The 17,591-nt window shown below is 71.4% G+C and carries 18 protein-coding genes; 9 read left to right on the forward strand and 9 right to left on the reverse strand.

The window, feature by feature from the left end; genetic code table 11:
• Positions 1–134: 134 nt before the first annotated feature.
• Positions 135–1,571: a helix-turn-helix transcriptional regulator gene (locus LP52_RS10770; RefSeq protein ID WP_040272893.1), complete on the reverse strand. Its 1,437-nt coding sequence runs from the start codon at positions 1,569–1,571 to the stop codon at positions 135–137.
• A gap of 214 nt (positions 1,572–1,785) precedes the next feature.
• Between LP52_RS10770 and aceA the strand changes: the two genes are divergently transcribed.
• A complete protein-coding gene (aceA, locus tag LP52_RS10775; protein WP_040272895.1) occupies positions 1,786–3,084 on the forward strand; it encodes an isocitrate lyase in 1,299 nt (432 codons plus the stop codon).
• 255 nt (positions 3,085–3,339) lie between these two features.
• Complete coding sequence (locus tag LP52_RS10780; protein ID WP_040272896.1) at positions 3,340–4,215, forward strand: CPBP family intramembrane glutamic endopeptidase; 876 nt, start codon at positions 3,340–3,342, stop codon at positions 4,213–4,215.
• A 72-nt stretch (positions 4,216–4,287) separates the two neighbouring features.
• Here the strand turns inward: LP52_RS10780 and LP52_RS10785 are convergent, their stop codons facing one another.
• Complete coding sequence (locus LP52_RS10785) at positions 4,288–5,541, reverse strand: CynX/NimT family MFS transporter (RefSeq protein ID WP_040272897.1); 1,254 nt, start codon at positions 5,539–5,541, stop codon at positions 4,288–4,290.
• A gap of 166 nt (positions 5,542–5,707) precedes the next feature.
• Here LP52_RS10785 and LP52_RS10790 point away from each other — a divergent pair, with 166 nt between their 5' ends.
• The gene (locus LP52_RS10790; protein WP_040272898.1) at positions 5,708–6,400 is read left to right on the forward strand and encodes a FadR/GntR family transcriptional regulator; all 693 of its coding nucleotides are present in this window, start codon (positions 5,708–5,710) and stop codon (positions 6,398–6,400) included.
• Here LP52_RS10790 and LP52_RS10795 read toward each other — a convergent pair.
• From LP52_RS10795 to LP52_RS10805, 3 genes are all read right to left on the reverse strand, one after another.
• Complete coding sequence (locus tag LP52_RS10795) at positions 6,364–7,035, reverse strand: TetR/AcrR family transcriptional regulator (protein WP_052809704.1); 672 nt, start codon at positions 7,033–7,035, stop codon at positions 6,364–6,366. The two genes, LP52_RS10790 and LP52_RS10795, sit on opposite strands and share 37 nt — an antisense overlap.
• A gap of 159 nt (positions 7,036–7,194) precedes the next feature.
• The gene (locus tag LP52_RS10800) at positions 7,195–7,488 is read right to left on the reverse strand and encodes a hypothetical protein (protein WP_040272900.1); all 294 of its coding nucleotides are present in this window, start codon (positions 7,486–7,488) and stop codon (positions 7,195–7,197) included.
• A gap of 6 nt (positions 7,489–7,494) precedes the next feature.
• The gene (locus LP52_RS10805) at positions 7,495–7,764 is read right to left on the reverse strand and encodes a hypothetical protein (protein WP_040272902.1); all 270 of its coding nucleotides are present in this window, start codon (positions 7,762–7,764) and stop codon (positions 7,495–7,497) included.
• 145 nt (positions 7,765–7,909) lie between these two features.
• Between LP52_RS10805 and LP52_RS10810 the strand changes: the two genes are divergently transcribed.
• The 4 genes from LP52_RS10810 (at position 7,910) to LP52_RS10820 (ending at position 11,011) form a co-directional block, all read left to right on the forward strand.
• On the forward strand, positions 7,910–8,686 hold the full coding sequence (locus tag LP52_RS10810; RefSeq protein WP_084723105.1) for a helix-turn-helix domain-containing protein: 777 nt from the start codon (positions 7,910–7,912) through the stop codon (positions 8,684–8,686).
• Positions 8,667–8,840 (forward strand): DUF397 domain-containing protein, encoded by a 174-nt coding sequence (locus LP52_RS26450; RefSeq protein ID WP_084723106.1) that lies wholly within the window; start codon positions 8,667–8,669, stop codon positions 8,838–8,840. Before LP52_RS10810 ends, LP52_RS26450 begins: the two co-directional genes overlap by 20 nt.
• A gap of 229 nt (positions 8,841–9,069) precedes the next feature.
• Positions 9,070–9,267 carry a hypothetical protein gene (locus LP52_RS10815; protein ID WP_157036299.1) on the forward strand — a complete coding sequence of 66 codons (198 nt, stop codon included), beginning with the start codon at positions 9,070–9,072 and terminating at the stop codon, positions 9,265–9,267.
• Between the two features lie 127 nt (positions 9,268–9,394).
• Complete coding sequence (locus LP52_RS10820) at positions 9,395–11,011, forward strand: alkaline phosphatase D family protein (RefSeq protein WP_238580843.1); 1,617 nt, start codon at positions 9,395–9,397, stop codon at positions 11,009–11,011.
• A 129-nt stretch (positions 11,012–11,140) separates the two neighbouring features.
• Here the strand turns inward: LP52_RS10820 and LP52_RS10825 are convergent, their stop codons facing one another.
• The 3 genes from LP52_RS10825 to LP52_RS10835 form a co-directional block, all read right to left on the reverse strand.
• Entirely contained in the window at positions 11,141–11,788 is a 648-nt protein-coding gene (locus LP52_RS10825) for an RraA family protein (protein ID WP_084723107.1), read from the reverse strand.
• A 232-nt stretch (positions 11,789–12,020) separates the two neighbouring features.
• Positions 12,021–12,896 carry a dihydropteroate synthase gene (gene folP / locus LP52_RS10830; protein WP_040272905.1) on the reverse strand — a complete coding sequence of 292 codons (876 nt, stop codon included), beginning with the start codon at positions 12,894–12,896 and terminating at the stop codon, positions 12,021–12,023.
• A gap of 120 nt (positions 12,897–13,016) precedes the next feature.
• Entirely contained in the window at positions 13,017–13,916 is a 900-nt protein-coding gene (locus LP52_RS10835; RefSeq protein ID WP_040272906.1) for an Lrp/AsnC family transcriptional regulator, read from the reverse strand.
• A 359-nt stretch (positions 13,917–14,275) separates the two neighbouring features.
• Between LP52_RS10835 and LP52_RS10840 the strand changes: the two genes are divergently transcribed.
• On the forward strand, positions 14,276–15,844 hold the full coding sequence (locus tag LP52_RS10840) for an LCP family protein (RefSeq protein WP_040272908.1): 1,569 nt from the start codon (positions 14,276–14,278) through the stop codon (positions 15,842–15,844).
• Positions 15,845–15,872: 28 nt separating this feature from the next.
• Here LP52_RS10840 and LP52_RS10845 read toward each other — a convergent pair whose 3' ends face one another.
• Positions 15,873–16,421 carry a flavin reductase family protein gene (locus tag LP52_RS10845; RefSeq protein ID WP_052809705.1) on the reverse strand — a complete coding sequence of 183 codons (549 nt, stop codon included), beginning with the start codon at positions 16,419–16,421 and terminating at the stop codon, positions 15,873–15,875.
• A gap of 327 nt (positions 16,422–16,748) precedes the next feature.
• Here LP52_RS10845 and LP52_RS10850 point away from each other — a divergent pair, with 327 nt between their 5' ends.
• Complete coding sequence (locus LP52_RS10850; RefSeq protein ID WP_040272909.1) at positions 16,749–17,498, forward strand: hypothetical protein; 750 nt, start codon at positions 16,749–16,751, stop codon at positions 17,496–17,498.
• The last annotated feature ends 93 nt before the right edge of the window (positions 17,499–17,591 follow it).

A 17,591-nucleotide genomic window follows, 5' to 3' on the forward strand; every position in this document is an offset into this window, starting at 1 on the left:
CCCTTCACCGGCTGCGCGCCCCGGGGTGCCGGGCCGCGGCGGTCACCGCGGCACGACCGCGCCCGGACACGACGCGGCCCCGGACCCGCAGGGCGGGTCCGGGGCGCGGCGGCGTACATCGGCGCGGCCGGGGGCTACTCCTCGGCGTGGTGCTCCAGGAAGGTGTAGACGTCGGTCTCGTCCACTCCGGGGAAGGTGCCCGACGGCAGCGCCGAGAGCACGTGGGAGTGGGCGCGCGCCGACGGCCAGACCTGGCCCTCCCAGCGCGCCGCCAGGTCCGCCGGCGGGCGCACACAGCATTCGCCGGTGGGGCAGTCGGACTGGGTGCGGTTGGTGGTCTCGCGCCCGCGGAACCAGCGCGACTCCTTGTAGGGCACGCCCAGCGTGATGGCGAAGTTCTTCTCGCGGCTGGGGTCGACGTGGGCCACGCAGAAGTGGGTGCCGTTGGGCTTGTCGGTGTACTGGTAGTAGATCGAGTACCGGTCGGGCGAGGCGAAGACCTGGCGGCCCGACCAGTAGCGGCACATCCGCTGGCCCTCGATCGCGCCGGTGTCGTCGGTGGGGAAGATCAGCCCGTCGTTCTCGTAGGCCTTGTAGATGATCCCGGTCTCGTCGTTGCGGATGAAGTGGCAGACGAGGCCCAGGTGGCGGTTGGCCAGGTTGGTGAACCGGTGCGCCGCCATCTCGTAGGAGACCGAGAACACGTCGCGCAGGTCCTCCACCGACAGGTCGTGCGCCTTCTTGGCCTCCTGGAGGTAGGGCACCGCGCTGGACTCGGGGATGAGCACGGCGGCCGCGAAGTAGTTGGCCTCCACCCGCTGGCGCAGGAAGTCGGCGAAGTCGCGCGGCTGGCCGTGGCCGAGAACGAAGTTGCCCAGGGTCTGCAGCAGGATCGTGCGCGGGCTGTGCATGCCCAGCGACTCCCGCTTGAGGTAGAGGCGCCGGTTGCGGGTGTCGGTGATCGAGCGCACCGAGCGCGGCAGGTCCTGCACGTAGCGCAGGGTGAAGCCGTGGTGGGTCACCATCGACAGGATCTGGCCCTGGGAGAGCGCGCCGCTGCTGTAGCCCACCGCGTCCAGGGTCTCCTGGGCGACCTTCTCGATGTGCTCGAAGTAGTTGCCGCGCTCGCGCATCTGCCGGCGCAGGTCGGCGTTGGCCCGCCGCGCCTCCTCGGGGGTGGCGGTGGGCTTGACGCTGCGCCGCTTGAGCTCGTCGTAGAGGCCGACGATGTGCTCGAGCACGTCGTTGGGCACGCGCTTGCCGACCTTGAGGTGGGGCAGGTTCAGCGACTGGTAGACGGGGTCGCGCTGGGCCTCCTCCACCGCGATCTCCAGCTGCGCGCGCCGGCTCGGGGGCTGGCGCGAGAGCAGTTCCTCGACCGAGACGCCCAGTGTCTGGGAGAGCGCGGTCAGCAGGGAGAGCTTGGGCTCGCGCTTGCCGTTCTCCAGCAGCGACAGCTGCGAGGGCGCGCGGCCGACGCGTTCGCCCAGGTCGGAGAGGGTAAAGCCGCGTGTGCGGCGCAGGTGCCGCAGTCTCTGACCAAAGGTGACGAGATCCAGGTCACCTGGCAAAGACGGTATTTCTTCAGTCCCGAAGTACGCCATGCGTTCATGGTAGGGAAAGATCTCCAGATCTTCACCCCGATTGGGGTCGAAAAACCCTGGAACTTTGCAGAAGAATCGTAGTTACCGGCGGGGAACATAGCCGCGACAGGCTTCCGAGCCTGTCAGGCCCCGCTCCGACCGGCACGACTTCCAGGGGAAACACGTAAGGCGGTGACAGACCATGAGCATCAGCGGTCGTCAGCAGGAAGCTGCAGCGGCACTCCGGCACGAGTGGGAGACCAATCCGCGGTGGGCCGACGTCCAGCGCACCTACTCCGCTGAGGACGTGGTGCGGCTTCGCGGATCGGTCACCGAGGAGCAGACGCTGGCCCGACTCGGCGCGGAGCGGCTGTGGGAGCTGCTGAAGAACGAGGAGTACGTCCACACGCTGGGCGCCCTCACCGGCAACCAGGCCGTTCAGCAGGTCCGCGCCGGCCTGAAGGCCATCTACCTCTCCGGCTGGCAGGTCGCCGCCGACGCGAACCAGGCCGGGGAGACCTACCCCGACCAGAGCCTCTACCCGGCCAACTCGGTGCCGCAGGTCGTGCGGCGCATCAACAACGCCCTCATGCGCGCCGACGAGATCACCTGGTCCGAGGGCGACGAGGACGCGCCCCACTGGATGGCGCCGATCGTCGCCGACGCCGAGGCCGGCTTCGGCGGCGTCCTCAACGCCTTCGAGCTGATGAAGGGCATGATCTCCGCGGGCGCGGCCGGCGTGCACTGGGAGGACCAGCTCGCCTCCGAGAAGAAGTGCGGCCACCTGGGCGGCAAGGTCCTCATCCCCACCAGCCAGCACGTGCGCACGCTCAACGCCGCGCGCCTGGCCGCCGACGTCTCCGGCGTCCCGTCCCTGGTCATCGCCCGCACCGACGCCCAGGCCGCGACGCTGATCACCAGCGACGTCGACGAGCAGGACGCTCCGTTCATCACCGGCGAGCGCACCGCCGAGGGCTTCTACCGGGTCCGCAACGGCCTGGAGGCCTGCGTCGCCCGAGGGCTGGCCTACGCGCCCTACTCCGACCTGCTGTGGATGGAGACCTCCACGCCCGACCTGGAGGTGGCGCGCGAGTTCGCCGAGCGCATCCGGGCCGAGTACCCCAACCAGATGCTGGCCTACAACTGCTCGCCGTCGTTCAACTGGCGCCGCCACCTGGACGACGCCACCATCGCCAAGTTCCAGCGCGAACTGGCTCACATGGGCTACAAGTTCCAGTTCATCACCCTGGCCGGGTTCCACTCGCTGAACAACTCGATGTTCGACCTGGCCAAGGGCTACGCCGAGAGCGGCATGAGCGCCTACGTCAAGCTGCAGGAGGCGGAGTTCGCCGCCGAGGAGCGCGGTTACACCGCCACCCGCCACCAGCGGGAGGTCGGCACCGGCTACTTCGACCTGGTCAGCACGGCGATCACGCCCGACGGCTCCACGACCGCTCTCTCCGGCTCCACTGAAGAGGACCAGTTCTCAGCGGCTCACTGATACTGGCTCCTCGTCCCCCGACGGACGGCCCGCCCCGCTTTCGTGGCTGGGGCGCGGCGGGCCGCCGTCGCCTCCGCCGGCCCCGCGGAACCGTGTCACCCGCGGGGCCGGCGGCTTCTCTCCGGCCGGTCCCGGCGCCTCGCGCACGCTCCGGGACCGGCCGTTCTCGTGTGTGCGTGCTTCCGTTCGGATGCGCGGGCCTGCGCCGCGGCCTGGGTGCGGGCGTGTGCACCCCGCCGTGCGATCATCGGGGCCATGCCCGAGCCCACCTCCGACGAGCACGACCGGCGGCCCGGCGACGACGATGGCGCGGCGCCGCCCCCGCGGACCGGGGCCGCCGGTTCGCTCCCCGCGGCCGCCCCGCTGACACCGCGGATGCTGGCCGGGGAGATCCTGGTCGTACTGGCGCTGTCGCTGTTCGCCTCCGCCGCGGCGGCGGTGATCTCCTTCGTCGGCTCGCTGACGGCGCCGGAGTCGCTGTCGGAGCAGACCGCCAGCCTGATCGGGTCGCAGGCGGCCGCCGAGCGGCCGTGGCTGGACCTCTCGCGCCAGATCGCCTCACTGGTGTTCGCGATGGCTCCGGTGGCCCTGGTCGTCTACCTGCTGCACCGCAGCCGGGAGTCGGCGCGCACGATCGGCTTCGACCTCACCCGCCCCGGCCGCGACCTGCTCGGCGGCGCCGCGCTGGCCGCGCTCATCGGCGCCGGAGGGCTGGTGGTCTACCTGGTCTCCTACCAGTTGGGCCTGTCGGTGACCGTCGCGCCCAGCTCCCTCAACGACCACTGGTGGGCGATACCGGTGCTGCTCCTGCAGGCCGTCAAGAACGGCGTGCTGGAAGAGGTCATCGTCGTGGGCTACCTGCTGCTGCGCCTGGAGCAGCTGGGGTGGTCGCCGCTGCGCGCGATCCTGGTCGGCTCGCTGCTGCGCGCCGTCTACCACCTCTACCAAGGGGTGGGCATGTTCTTCGGCAACCTCGTCATGGGCCTGGTGTTCTGCTGGTTCTACCGCCGCTACGGCCGCGTGATGCCCCTGGTCGCCGCCCACTCCCTCATCGACATCGTCGCCTTCATCGGCTCGGTGTACCTGGTCGGCCACGTCGACTGGCTGCCGGGCGCGGACTCGGGCGGGTGACCCGGTGCGGGCGCCCGGGGGCGCCTGCACGCGCCGGACGCGGCGCCGCGCAGGCCTTCGCGCCGAGTGCGCTCAGCCGTGCCGCTCCAGGGAGTCCTCCAGGTACCGGGGGCGGCCGAGGAAGAGGCCGGAGGCGAAGTTGGCGGTGATCATGACGACCACCAGGGCGAGCGGGGCGTGCCAGCCGCCGGAGAGTTCGTGCAGCATGCCGAACAGGAAGGGGCCGGCTCCGGCCATCAGATAGCCGATGCTCTGGGTGGAGGCCGACATCGCGGCCGTGGCGCCGGAGGTGCGGGTACGCACCGCGAAGAACGTCAGCGCCAGCGTGAAGGCGGCCATGCCGATACCGATCAGCGTGGTCCACACCCAGGTGCCCTGCAGCGGCGAGATCCACAGCCCCGCCACCCCGGCGGCGTAGCAGGCGAAGAAGACCGAGACGAAGCCGCGGTGGTCGCGCACGCGCGCCATCAGCCCCGGCAGCACCAGCGACATGGGCACCGCCAGCGCCGTCAGGTAGGACAGCATCAGGCCGGCCTCGGCGGCGCCCATGCCCTGGTCGCGCAGCATTTCGGCGTACCAGCCGAACATGATGTAGGCGACCGCCGACTGGGTGCCGAAGAACAGCACGCTCTGCCATCCCATGGACGTGCGCAGCACCCGGCCCAGCGCCACCGGCGCCGAGCCCGAACCCCGCGGCGGCTCGTGGCGCAGCAGCACCAGCCACGGAATCAGCGCCATCAGGCCGAAGGCCCCGTAGAAGCCCAGCGCCAGTCGCCAGCTCCCGCCGGCCTGCTCGACGGGTACGGTGGCGGCGGCCGCCATGGTCGTACCCAGCGCCAGGAAGGTGGTGTAGACCGTGGTCATCGCGCCCACGCGGTCAGGGAAGTGCTGCTTGACCAGAGTGGGCAGCAGCACGTTGCCGACCGCGCCGCCCGACAGCGCCACGGCGCTCAGCGCGAGGAAGGGCAGCGGGTGCTCGACCAGCGGACGCGTGCTCAGCCCCAGCGTCAGCGCCAGCAGTGCGGCCGCCAGCAGCCGGTGCTCGCCCACCGTGCGGATGAGCATGGGTGTCAGCGACCCGAACAGCGCGAAGCACAGCACCGGCAGCGTGGTCAGCACTCCCGCCAGCACCGCCGACATCTGCAGCCCGTCGCTCACCTCGGTGAGCAGCGGCCCGACGCTGGTGATGGCGGTGCGCAGGTTCAGCGCGGCCAGCGCGACGCCCAGGACCAGCAGCCACACGACATGCCGGGGCCGCCGTCCGGCGTTCCCGGGCCCGCCGCCGCCCGCGGACGGCACTGCGGTGTCGGTGGAGGCGCCCCTCACGCTGTCCCCCTGAAGGAAGAGATGGGATCACAGGATCTACATCATGACCGTAACGCATTCGGCGCCGGTACCGCCTCTGAGCCCGATCTGATCTAAGCTCCGCCCTAACCGCCCGCACACCCGACCGGCCATTCCGCTCATGGCCGCCACCTGTAGGAGGTAACGCGTGCCTCTCGCTTCGACGCGCCGCACTGGCCTTGTCGATCAGGTCATCAGTCAACTGCGCGCCCAGATCGACTCCGGCGAGTGGGGCATCGGCGACCGCATCCCCACCGAGTCCGAGCTCTCCGATCAGCTGGAGGTGGGGCGCAACACCGTCAGAGAGGCGGTCCGCGCGCTGGCCCACGCAGGGCTGCTGGAGATCCGCCAGGGCGCCGGGACGTTCGTACGCGCCTCCAGCGAACTGGGCGGAGCGCTGCGCCGCCGGCTGGAGCGCTCCCGGCTCAGGGAGAACCTGGAGGTGCGGCGGGCCCTGGAGATGGAGGCGGCGCGCCTGGCCGCGCTGCGCCACACCGACAAGGACCTGGCCGACATCGACCACGCCATCGCGCTGCGCGACGCCGCGTGGCGGGAGGGCGACATGGCCGCGTTCGTCGAGGCCGACTTCTCCTTCCACCGCACGATCGTCAACGCCACGCACAACCCGCTGCTGACCGACCTCTACGACGACATCTCCCAGGCCGTCTACGACAGCATCGCCCACACGGCCTACGGCATCCCCGACGACAACGGCCAGATCGACCACCGCGGCATCGACCACAAAGGGCTGGCCGAGGCCGTCCGGGCGGGCGACCCCGACCGGTCGCTGCACGAGGCCGCCTGCTACCTCGACGAGCTGCTCTCGCTGGCGGGTGAGTGAAGCAGAAGACTGGAGCCCACCCGCCACATGGCTTCCAGCAGCTCGGCGCGCGGCGGATCGGCGTCGCCGCTGAGCGCCTCGGCCATCAGCTCGCGGAAGGCGCCCAAGGTGGCGGCCGCGGCGAAGCGGGGTGAGAACGAGCCGTCCAGCTCGCCCTCGCGCTGGGCCTTGGCGATGCTGCGCGCGGCGAGGTCGATCTGGCGCGCCAGACGCTGGGCGTCGGTCTGGGCGGCGGCGGGCTCGCACAGCCGCCGGCCGATGACCATCCGGCCCAGCGGGGCGTCGCACAGGAAGTCGATCTCGCGGCGCAGGCGCGCGTGCTCGCGCTCGGGCCAGCTCAGCGCGCCGTCGAGGCGGGTGGTGAAGACCTCGAAGTCGTAGCCGTCGTAGAAGTCGTCGACCACGGCGGCCACGAGGCCGTCCTTGCCGGCGAAGTAGCGGTAGAGCAGCCCCGCCGAGACCCCGGCTCGCCGGGCGACGGCGGCCACCTCCAACGTTCCGTCGCCCTCCAGGATCGCGGCGCGGGCCCCGGCCAGTAATCGCGCCCGAGTGGCCCGGCCGCGCGCCGATACGGCGCCGCCCGCCCCATTGGATTCGACGGCGGTGTCGCCGGGCGCATTCGCTTCGTCGCTCATCGTGGTCACCGGTTCCAAGCCTGTACCCGCGTTTCTCGGATCCCCTCGCCCCAGTGTGCCGGGTGTCAGCACTCCGCGGCGCCGCGTATCCGAATCCGGCCACGCGGCACCGCGGTCGCCGACGGAGCGGGCCGCGCGGCCGGGATTTCGGTCCGCTCGTCACTTCTCCTCTGTGGCACCGAGGCGGGTGAGCGCGAGGACGTAGGGACGCACGCGGGGCGGGCGCGGGCGGCGGCGTCGGTGCGGCGGGAGAGGCGGCGGCTGCGGGACCTGCGTCCGCTGCGGTAGCCGCGGGCGCCACGGGAGCGGGGGCAGCGTGTGGTTGGCGGCCCGCGGGTTGCCGCAGTAGCCGCAGATGTCGTTCCGCTGCTCGTTGGTCAGGGTGCACAGGCGGCAGTCCCAGGTGCGCGACCGGAGTCCGCCGGAGTGGCCCGTCTGCGGATCGGGTTCCATGGCGGCTCACTCCGAGTGGGGCATACGCGGCGGCGGGACGCGGCCGGGCGGGCGGTTCAGCAGGCGCTCCATCCGGATGTGGGAGCCGGCACCGAGCGTGGGGGCGAATCCGCTGCCACAGCGGTTGAGACGGGGCCGAAGACTCGCGTAGTAGGCGCCGAAACTGCCGTCGTCATTCCTGGATGCCCAGACCCGGTACACGGAATTGACCCGGTTGAGGTCGATGAGTCGGATTTGTATTTCTATGGGGAAGTCGGAGTAGTCGTCGGATGCCATGGAGACTCCCGGTGGTGCGCACGGCTTCGTTTCTGTACCGCCAGTGTCTCCGAACCCCTAATACCTGCATGAACGTCCGCACAATCTTGGGAAGTGTTGTGCGGAAGAGTGCGCAGAAGTACTGGAGGGGTGGCATCATCGAAGCATGTGGGAGGAATTCGGAAGGCATCTCCGGGACCAGCGAAACCGGTCCGGACTTACTCTTGACCAAGCTGCTCCCGCCATTGGTCAGAGCGCTTCTCTCCTCGGAAAGCTCGAACGGGGCGAACGCGTCTGCCAGAGGCCGACGGCCCAAGCATTGGACGATCTTTACAACGCGAACGGCACCTTGATCGACCGATGGACCAGGACGCAGGCTCGCAGCAGCGACCCGACGTGGTCTCGTCAGGCGACCGAGTGCGAGGCCAGAGCCGCGAACATCAAGCAGTTCAACGCCATGGTGCTGCCCGGCATACTCCAGATCCCGGCTTACGCCGGCGCGCTCTTCCACGACGGGCGCCCCGGCGAAGACACGAGAGGCGTCGTCGCCGCGCGCTGCAGCCGCCTCGGTGCTCTGTCGGCGTCACTGGAGTACGTCGTTCCGGACCATGTGCTCAGGACTGCGGTCGGCGGCGCGGAGACGATGGCGGAGCAGCTCGCCCACGTACTGCAATTGACGGAGTCCGGCCGCATCCGCGTCCAAATCCTCCCAGCAGGGGCAGGGACTCACGCCGGGCTTGCCGGACACTTCCGGTTGTTCTCGTTCCACGACAGGTTGCCGATGGCCTATGCGGAACATGTCAGCGGCGGTGTGCTCATCGATGACGCGGCCGAGGTTCATCGCCTGGGGGCGCTATGGGGCACCCTCAGCGCTTTTGCCTATGATCCGTCCCGTAGCCGGATTTTGATCAAGGAGATGGAACATGAATACCGAATGGGCTAAGTCGACCTACAGCCACGCCTCCGGCGACTGCGTCGAGTGCCGCGCCGACGACCTCACCGCTCAAGTAAGAGACACCCAGCACCCCGACCACGGCCACCTCACCTTCCCCCACCACGAATGGGCCGCCTTCGTCGCCGAGCTCGGCTCCCTCTGACCCCGCCCCGCCCGCCACCGGCCCCCGACACCTCCCTGCCGGGGGCGTTCTCATTCCGCCGCGCTGCCTCCGCCCGTTTCCGCTGACGCCCCCCGGCTCCGGCGTTCCGAACCTGCCCGCGCAGGGCGGCTGTTCCGCCGGGCGACGGTGATCGACGAGGGCCGACCGGCCTTCGACGACGACCTGGCCGGACCGCACGCGGCCGCCCCCACTGCCGCGCACCCTGGTGGTGGCCCTGAACGGGGGCGCGCCCATCGAGGTGGACGGCGCGGTAACGGCCGCTGTCGAAGGCCGCAAGCGGCTCGAGCTGAGTGGGAATCCGGCGACCGTCGTCGCCGAGGTCGCCGCCCGAGACCCGGTCGCCGCCATCACGCTGCGCAAACCCCACATCCAGGAGTTGGTTCTCCGGATCTACGCCGGAACGTGACCGCAACGGTGTGTCATCGAGACTTCACCTCAGGGTGACCATAGCCTCGTTCTGCGGCCATGACGGGACCGGACGATCGATCGCGGACGCATCGCCGTCCGCGGCACGACCCTGCTGGAGGTCTTCCTTGTCCCTCACCGCCAGACGCATCCGTTCCGCCGCATCCGTCCGCACCCGCGTCGAGCGGCGCCGCTTCCTCGGCATCGGCACGGCTTCGGCCGCCGCCGTCGCGCTGGGGACCGGCCTGTTCTCCGCCACCGCCTCCGCCGAACCGGCCGACAAGAAGCGCGACTACCCGTTCACCCTGGGCGTCGCCTCCGGAGATCCGACCGAGGACGGGTTCGTGCTGTGGACCCGCCTCGCACCCGACCCGCTGGCCGCCGACGGCAAGGGCGGCATGCCGGACCGCCCCATCACCGTGGAGTACCAGGTGGCGCTGGACTCCAGGTTCCGCCGGATCGTCCACCGGGGCAGCGCGGAGGCCTCCCCCGAACTCGGCCACTCCGTGCACCCCGAGATCACCGGACTGGCCTCGGGGCGGGAGTACTACTACCGCTTCCGCGCGATGGGCGACGTCAGCCCGATCGGAACCACCCGCACCGCTCCCCCGGCGTCGTCGATGGCCGGGTCGCTGTCCTTCGCCTTCGCCTCCTGCCAGAAGTGGGACCAGGGCCACTACACCGCCTATGAGCATATGGCCCAGGAGGACCTCGACCTGGTGCTGCACCTGGGCGACTACATCTACGAGTACCCCATCGAGGGCGACCTTCGCGGCAGCGTCCCCGACCACCTCCTCGTGGAGACGACGCAGCTGAAGCACTACCGGGTGCGCTACGCCCTCTACAAGTCCGACGTCCACCTGCAGAACGCCCACGCGCGCTTCCCGTGGCTGGTCGTGCCCGACGACCACGAGGTCGACAACAACTGGGCCGACGAGATCTCCCAGGACGACGACCCGTCCGCGGAGTTCCTGCAGCGGCGCGCCGACGCCTTCCAGGCCTACTACGAGAACATGCCGCTGCGCCGCTCCTCCATGCCGGTCGGGCCCGACATGGGCCTGCACCGCCGGATCTCCTACGGGCGCCTGGCCGACTTCACCATGCTCGACACCCGCCAGTACCGCGACGACCAGGCCTGCAGCGGGCGGTTGGAGGACGACTGCGACGCCAGGTTCGACCGAAACCGCTCCATCCTGGGCGAGCGGCAGCGAAAGTGGCTGCTCGACGGCTTCAGCGGCTCGCCGGCGCGCTGGCAGATCCTGGGCAACCAGTCGCCCATGACCCAGACCGACAACACGCCCGGCGAGGGCGCCAGCGTGTGGATGGACCCCTGGGACGGCTACGCCGCCGACCGCGAGCGGGTGCTGGACGCAGCGGTGCAGCGGGACGTGCGCAACCTGGTGGTGGTCACCGGGGACCGCCACCAGAACTACGCGGTCGATCTGAAGGCCGACTACCGCGACGAGAAGGCGCCGACGGTGGCCACGGAGTTCGTGGGCACGTCGATCTCGACCAACGGCGACGGCGAGGACCTCGGCGAGCAGGGGCGGCGCTTCCTGGAGGCCAATCCGCACTTCGCGTTCGTCAACGAGCAGCGCGGCTACGTGCGCTGCACGGTCTCACCCGAGGAGTGGCGCACCGACTTCCGCGTGGTGCCGTACGTGACCCAGCAGGGCGCGCCGGTGTCGACGCGGGCGAGCTTCACGGTCGCCGACGGCACCCCGGGGGTGGTGCAGCGGCCCTGAGGCCCCGGCGCTCTCACCGTCCTCCCGACCCCCGTTGATCTTGTACTTACCGTAGCGGGAAAACGCTTGCCGTGACGGTAGATACAAGATCAACGGGGGTCGGGCCGTGGCGGGTGGGTGGGTGGCGGCTCAGCCCGCCCGCTCGGCGGAGCGGGCGGGGGCGGCGCCCGCGCCCTCCCAGCCGGCGACGCGCGAGGGGTCCAGGTTGAGCAATTCCAGGGTGTTGCCGCCCGCGACCAGCGCGTCGATGACCCGCTGGTCGGCGGCGACCGCCTCGACGGTGTCGGCGACGATGGCGGTGGCCTTGCCGCGCGGCAGGCAGACGACGCCGTCGTCGTCGGCCACGATCCAGTCGCCGCGGCGGACGGGAATGGGCATGCGGTCGTCGCCGAAGGGCACCTCGCGGCCGACCTCGCCCCCGGCGTCGCGGCCGGGTGCGCGCACCGAGACCCCGGCGCTGAGCACGGGCAGCCCGGTGCGGGCGATGGCGGCGACGTCGCTGACGCAGCCGTCGACGACGATCCCGCTGAGGCCGCGCATGCGGGCGGCCACCGCCAGGATCTCGTCGACGTAGCCGTACTCGGGTTCGCCGGAGACGTCGACGACCAGGGCGGTCTCGGGCGGAGCCTGGGCGACGGCGACGTGCAGGGCGAGGTTGTCGCCGGGCGCGCAGCGTACCGGAAGGGCCGTGGCGGCGAAGGACGAGCCGGGCCACACCGCGAACAGGTGGGAACCCAGCGGTCGGGCTCCGCACCGTGTCAGCGCGGCCGTGCCCATCGCAGTCATGGTGTCCGCAAGCGCCACGTCAGCCTCCCATTGCAAGCGTGCCGTGCGGGCCGCGTGCGCCTTCTCGGCTCCCGCGGGGCGCGTGCGGCGTCCCCTGCCGCGGGCGGCGCCGCGGGAGAGCCGGGGCTTCTCCCCTGCGACCCGACTGCTCTTATACTCACGGGTAACTTAACCGGGACGCAAGACGTGTGAAGCGGAAAATACAAAAAGGCGCTACCGGCGGTTACACGCCCCCACCTCCGGTGGTGCCCGCTCCGAGACCCGCGACGGCGTCCAGCGCGGCCCGAGAGGCGCCCACGTCGTGCACGCGGAAGACCCGCGCCCCCTGCCAGGCCGAGACCGCCAGCGCCGCCAGCGTGCCCGGGCCGCGCTCGTCGACGGGCGCGTCCAGCGTCTCGCCGATGAAGTCCTTGTTGGACACCGCCACCAGCACCGGCCATCCGGTGGCGGCCAGCTCGTCCAGGCGGCGGGTGAGCTCCAGCGAGTGGTAGGTGTTCTTGCCGAAGTCGTGGGTGGGGTCGACCAGCACCCGGTCGGGACGCACGCCCAGCGCCACCGCTCGGCGTGCCAGGCCCGCGACCGTGGCGACCACGTCGGCGAGCACGTCGGCGTAGTGCACCCGGTGCGGGTCGGTGCGCGGCGCCAGCCCGCCGGTGTGGCTGCACACCAGTCCGGCGCCGGCCTCGGCGGCCACCGCGGCCAGGGCGGGATCGGCGCCGGCCCAGGTGTCGTTGATCAGATCGGCGCCGGCCTCGGCGCAGGCGCGCCCCACCTCCGAGCGCCAGGTGTCGACGGAGACGATCACCTCGGGATGGCGGGCGCGCAGCGCGGCGACGAACGGCGCGGTGCGCTCGATCTCCTCGGCGACGGTGACGGGGGGACCGTGGCCGGCCTTGACCCCGCCGACGTCGACGATGTCGGCTCCGTGTTCGACGGCGGCGTCGGCCGCCCGCAGTGCGGCGCCGAACCCGAAGGTCGCGCCGCGGTCGTAGAAGGAGTCGGGCGTGCGGTTGACCACCGCCATCACCGCGTGGGTCCCGGGGCCGAACTCGCGTCCGCGCAGGCGCAGCACCCCTCCCGGCGCCGCCTCGTCGCTCATCGCCCCCCGATTCCCGCCTGTGCAGCCGGTGCCCGTGCCGCACCGCCCCTTCCCCGCTCCAGGGCCGCCCCGCCGCGAAGCCGCTCGCGGCGGGGCGCCTGGAATCTCGGCGCGGGGCGCTCAGGCGGCCGGTGCGGCGTCGCCTCCGTAGCGCTCCTTGGTCACCGCCAAGTGCTCCCAGGTCTCGACGTAGGTGACGTCGGAGCAGGAGCGCACGGCCTCCAGCGCCTCTACCAGCGACGGGCGGTCGGCGGCACTGGCCGAGCCGATGACGTCGTAGCGCCCGAAGCCGGTGGCGAGGAAAGTGACCCCCGCCAGGCTACCGAGCCGCGAGGCGACCGCGCCCGAATCGCCGCGGCAGCGCAGCCCGAACCCGACCTTCTCGCTGGCGCCCACCGCTGCCGGTTCGGCGATCGCGGTGACGTGGACGACGCCGGCCTCGATCAGGCGCACCACGCGCGAGCGCGCGGCGGCCTGGGACAGGCCGACCTGGCGGGCGAGCTCGGCGTAGGACGCCCGTCCGTCGCGCTGGAGGTGGCGGACCAGCCGCCAGTCCAGCGGATCGATGGTGACGTCGCGCAACTCGCGCACGCTGCTGTAGGCGTCCTTGGCGATCGCTCCGCCGCGGAACGCCTCGGCTCCGTTGACGCCGCTCAGCGAGCGCAGCACACCCAGCTCCTTGGCCAGCGCCTCGTCGTCGCGTACCCGGACGTGGGCCACGACCGGGAAGCGCCCGGCGGTCTGGGCGGCGAAGACCACGGCTTCGCGCTCGGCCAGCTCTTCCAGCACCGGGCCCACGGGGCCGGTGACGCGGAAGGATATGTGGGCGAACACCTCCATTCCCAGTACACCGGCGTGCAGCACCCCCACGATCCGGATGGCACCTGCGCCGACGAGCTGCTTGACCCGCGCCCGGACCGCTGTCCGGGAGAGTCCCACGCCGTCGGCGAGTGCCTGATATGTCGCTCTTCCGTCCCCCTGCAGCGCCCTGATGAGCGCGGCATCGACCGCATCGAGCACGATTGCATGCCTTTCCCTTACACGACGGCACCCATTCCCCCCGGGCGCCGCCCCCTCCTGCGGCCAGATCATGGCAGTTGTTGCGACGGTTAACTACTGATCACGAAAGAAACAAGGACGACTTTGCCCCTCCATCGCCGGAGATACGGACAACGAGGTGGGTATACCGACATCCCGGACACGTAACGAACATGCCGTAGTCGCCCCCGCGTGTGCGAACAACTCCGGCAAAGCGAGACACTGTTGTGCGGCATGTTCGCCGCCGTGTGCGGTAGGAGAGACCAACGACGTCCCACCGTCCGACGACCGCTGTCGTCGACCGGCGTGGGCATGGGGACGGGCGGCTAGAAGGGGAGTCCATGGCACAAGGACGGGATCGCCAGGAGCCGGAGGAACCTCCGGAGGAGCCTGCGTCCGCCTCCCGCCCCGCAAGCACCGCGCGAGCGCTGCTGTGGACCGCCGGATCGCTGCCTGTGCCGGGGATCGCCCACCTGCGCATGGGCCGCCGCTCGGCCGGATTGACGATCCTGGGCTGCTACCTCGTGCTCATCGTCGCCGGAACCGTGGGCGCCGTGGTCCTCAACGGCGACGTCATGCGCAGCGCGCAACTGGCCGTGCAAGGACGCTGGCTGCTCACCGCCTCGATCGTCGTCTTCGCGATCGCGGTGCTGTGGATGACCGTGATCGTGCACTCCTGGACCATCGTGCGGCCGCCGGGCTCGCGCCTGCTCGTTCGCGCCACGAGCGGTGCCGCAGTGGTCGTGCTGTGCCTGGCCGTGGCCGCTCCGGCGGCGGCGGCGCTGCACACGGCCTACACCGCCTACGACACCCTCAGCTCGGTCTTCGGCGCCGACCCCGAGGGCGAGCCGCCGCACGACGCCTCCGACCCGTGGGCCGGGCGCGAACGGGTCAACGTGCTGCTGCTGGGCGGCGACGCCGGCAGCAACCGCTACGGGATGCGCACCGACTCCATGATGGTGGCCAGCATCGACGTGGAGCACGGCGACGTCGTGCTGATCGGACTGCCGCGCAACCTGGAGAACACGCAGTTCCCCGAGGGCACCGCGCTGGCCGAGCGCTACCCGCCTCCCTACGGGTTCGACGAACTGCTCAACGAGGTCTACCAGACGGTCGCCGAGGAGCCGGAGAAGCTGGCCGTGGACCCCTCGGCCGACGACCCGGCCGCCGCCACCCTCAAGAGCGTCATCTCCCACCTCGTCGACCTGGACCTGGACTACTACGCGCTGGTGGACATGAAGGGCTTCTCCTCGCTGATCGACGCCGTCGGCGGCATCGACGTGCACATCGACGAGCCCATCCCCTACGGCCAGGAGGGCGACGTCCTGGAGGAGGGCGACCAGCACCTCGACGGCTACGAGGCGCTGTGGTACGGCCGCAGCCGTGTCAACAGCGACGACTACGAGCGCATGGGCCGCCAGGGGTGCCTGCTGATGTACGTCGCCGAGCAGACCGAGCCCACCACGGTGCTGACCAGTTTCCGGGAGCTGGCGGGGGCCACCAAGAAGACGCTGCGCACCGACATCCCCCAGTCCAAGGTGCCTGCCTTCATCGACCTCGCCGACATGGTCACCGACCAGGGTCGGATGTCGACGCTGCAGCTCTCGCCGCCCCAGGTCAACACCGCCCACCCGGACTGGAAGAACATCCGCTCGCTGATCGCCGACGCGATCAGCGAGCAGGAGGACGCCCAGGCGGCCGAGGAAGAGGGCCAGGCCGACGGCGACGACGAGGTGCCCCCCTCCGCCTCGCCCAGCGCATCCGAGGAGGCCGGGGACGGCTCGGGCGGCTCCGACAGCGAGGGCGAAACCGAGTGGCAGGAGTACACGGGCCTGGACCAGCCTTCTCCCGACTCACCGGGCCGCCAGGTCGGCGACGACGCCACCTCGCTGGAAACACTGTGCCCCTGAGTCGGGAGGCGGGCTCCGGCGCGCCCCGCTAGGCGGAGAACCCGCCGTAGCGGCCGCGGTGGTAGACGAGCGGGCGGTCGGCTTCGGCGGAGACCCGGGAGTGGGCGACGCGGCCGACCACCAACCAGTGGTCGCCGACGGCCAGGACGTCGTACTTGCGGCAGAGCAGGTGGCCCGCAGCGCCGTGGAGCAGCGGCAGGTCGTCGGGGCCGCGCTGCCAACGCGTCGGCGGCGCGAAGCGGTCGATGCCGCGGGCGGCGAAGCGCGAGGCGGTCTCCTGCTGGTCCTCGCCGAGGATGTTGACCGCGAAGGAGGGGGCCTGGCGCAGGCCCTGCCAGGTCGAGGAGCGGTCGTCGATGTAGAAGGACACCAGCGGAGGGTCCAGGCTCACACTGGTGAACGAGGTGGCGGTGACGCCGACGGGCCCGTGGGGCGCCTCGGCCGTCACCACGACGACTCCGGCCGCATGCTCGCCCATGACGCGGCGGAACCCCTCGGCGGCGACATCGCCCTCCCGCGGGAGCCGCTCCGCATGCCCGCTGTCCGAGCCGACTGCTGCCTCCGCCGATCTGCGCACGCGCGCCTCCGTCCTGTGTGTGGGGCATCCGCCCGTCGACACCGGTGTCCTCGGTCGGGTCAGCCTTTCGCACCGGCGCGCTATTCCCGCCCGCCGCCCCCTGTGCGCAGGTTCTCACACGCCGCCCCGCCGCTCGCGGGCCGCTCGGCGGCCCCGCTGCCCGTCACCGGCCACGGCGGGTAGCCGGTTCGCTGAGAGCGAACAGGCGTCGATCGCCGCCGAATCCGCGCAAGCGGCGGGGGTGGCGCCCGCTCCCCGGTACTGCGGTGACTCGCCGCAACCGGCGCAAGCACGACTTCACACCCCGGGCCGACTAAAGTCCGGCATATGCGCACACCCTCGTCCCGGGGACGTCGTGCCCTGGTGATCCTTGCCGTCCTGGTCCTGCTCGCGGGCGGGCTCGCCGCCGCCGGCCCGTGGCTGCTGGCCCGGGCCGGAATCGACGGGACCGCCCTCCCCTGGGCCGACCCCTGCTCCGTGCGCACCGCCGAGGGCACGGTCATGCTGTCGTTGGAAGAGGCCCGGCTGGCCACCACGGCGGTGGCGCTGGAGGCCCGCGGCGCCGAGGCGCCCGACACCTCCGACATCGACGAAGGGGCGCTCAAGCGCCTGCGCCAGGGTCCGCCCGACGAGCCCGGCCCGGTCCTGACCTGCCGGGCGGCCGCCGCGGGCGACGGACTCGAAAAGCAGGAGCTCACCGACAGCGGGCTCACCCCGCGTGCCCAGGGGCTGCTGGACTCCGTGGGCGAGGTCTTCGGCCCGATGAGCGTCGGCGGGTACGAGCCCGGCGGCATCTCCACCGGCCACGGCGAGGACTCCGCGCACTACGACGGGCGCGCCGTCGACTTCTTCTACCGGCCCATCAGCGAGGAGAACCGGCGCGAGGGGTGGCTGCTGGCGCACTGGCTGGTCGCCCACGCCGAAGAGCTGCACGTGGCCAACGTGATCTTCGACGACCGGATCTGGAATGCGCGCGGTTCGCGCGGCGGCTGGTGGCCGTACGTGGCCGAGGACCCCGACAACGAGATCATGCGCCACCTCGACCACGTCCACGTCGACGTCCAGCAGGGCGGATGACCCCGGGCCGCGGGAGGCCGGGCCGAGCCCCCAGCTGAAGGGGCCGAGCCGCCCGCCGCGAGGCCCCCACGTCCACAGCCGTGCGCTACGTCC

The sequence above is a fragment of the Streptomonospora alba genome, from assembly GCF_000826685.1.
Lineage (GTDB): Bacteria > Actinomycetota > Actinomycetes > Streptosporangiales > Streptosporangiaceae > Streptomonospora > Streptomonospora alba.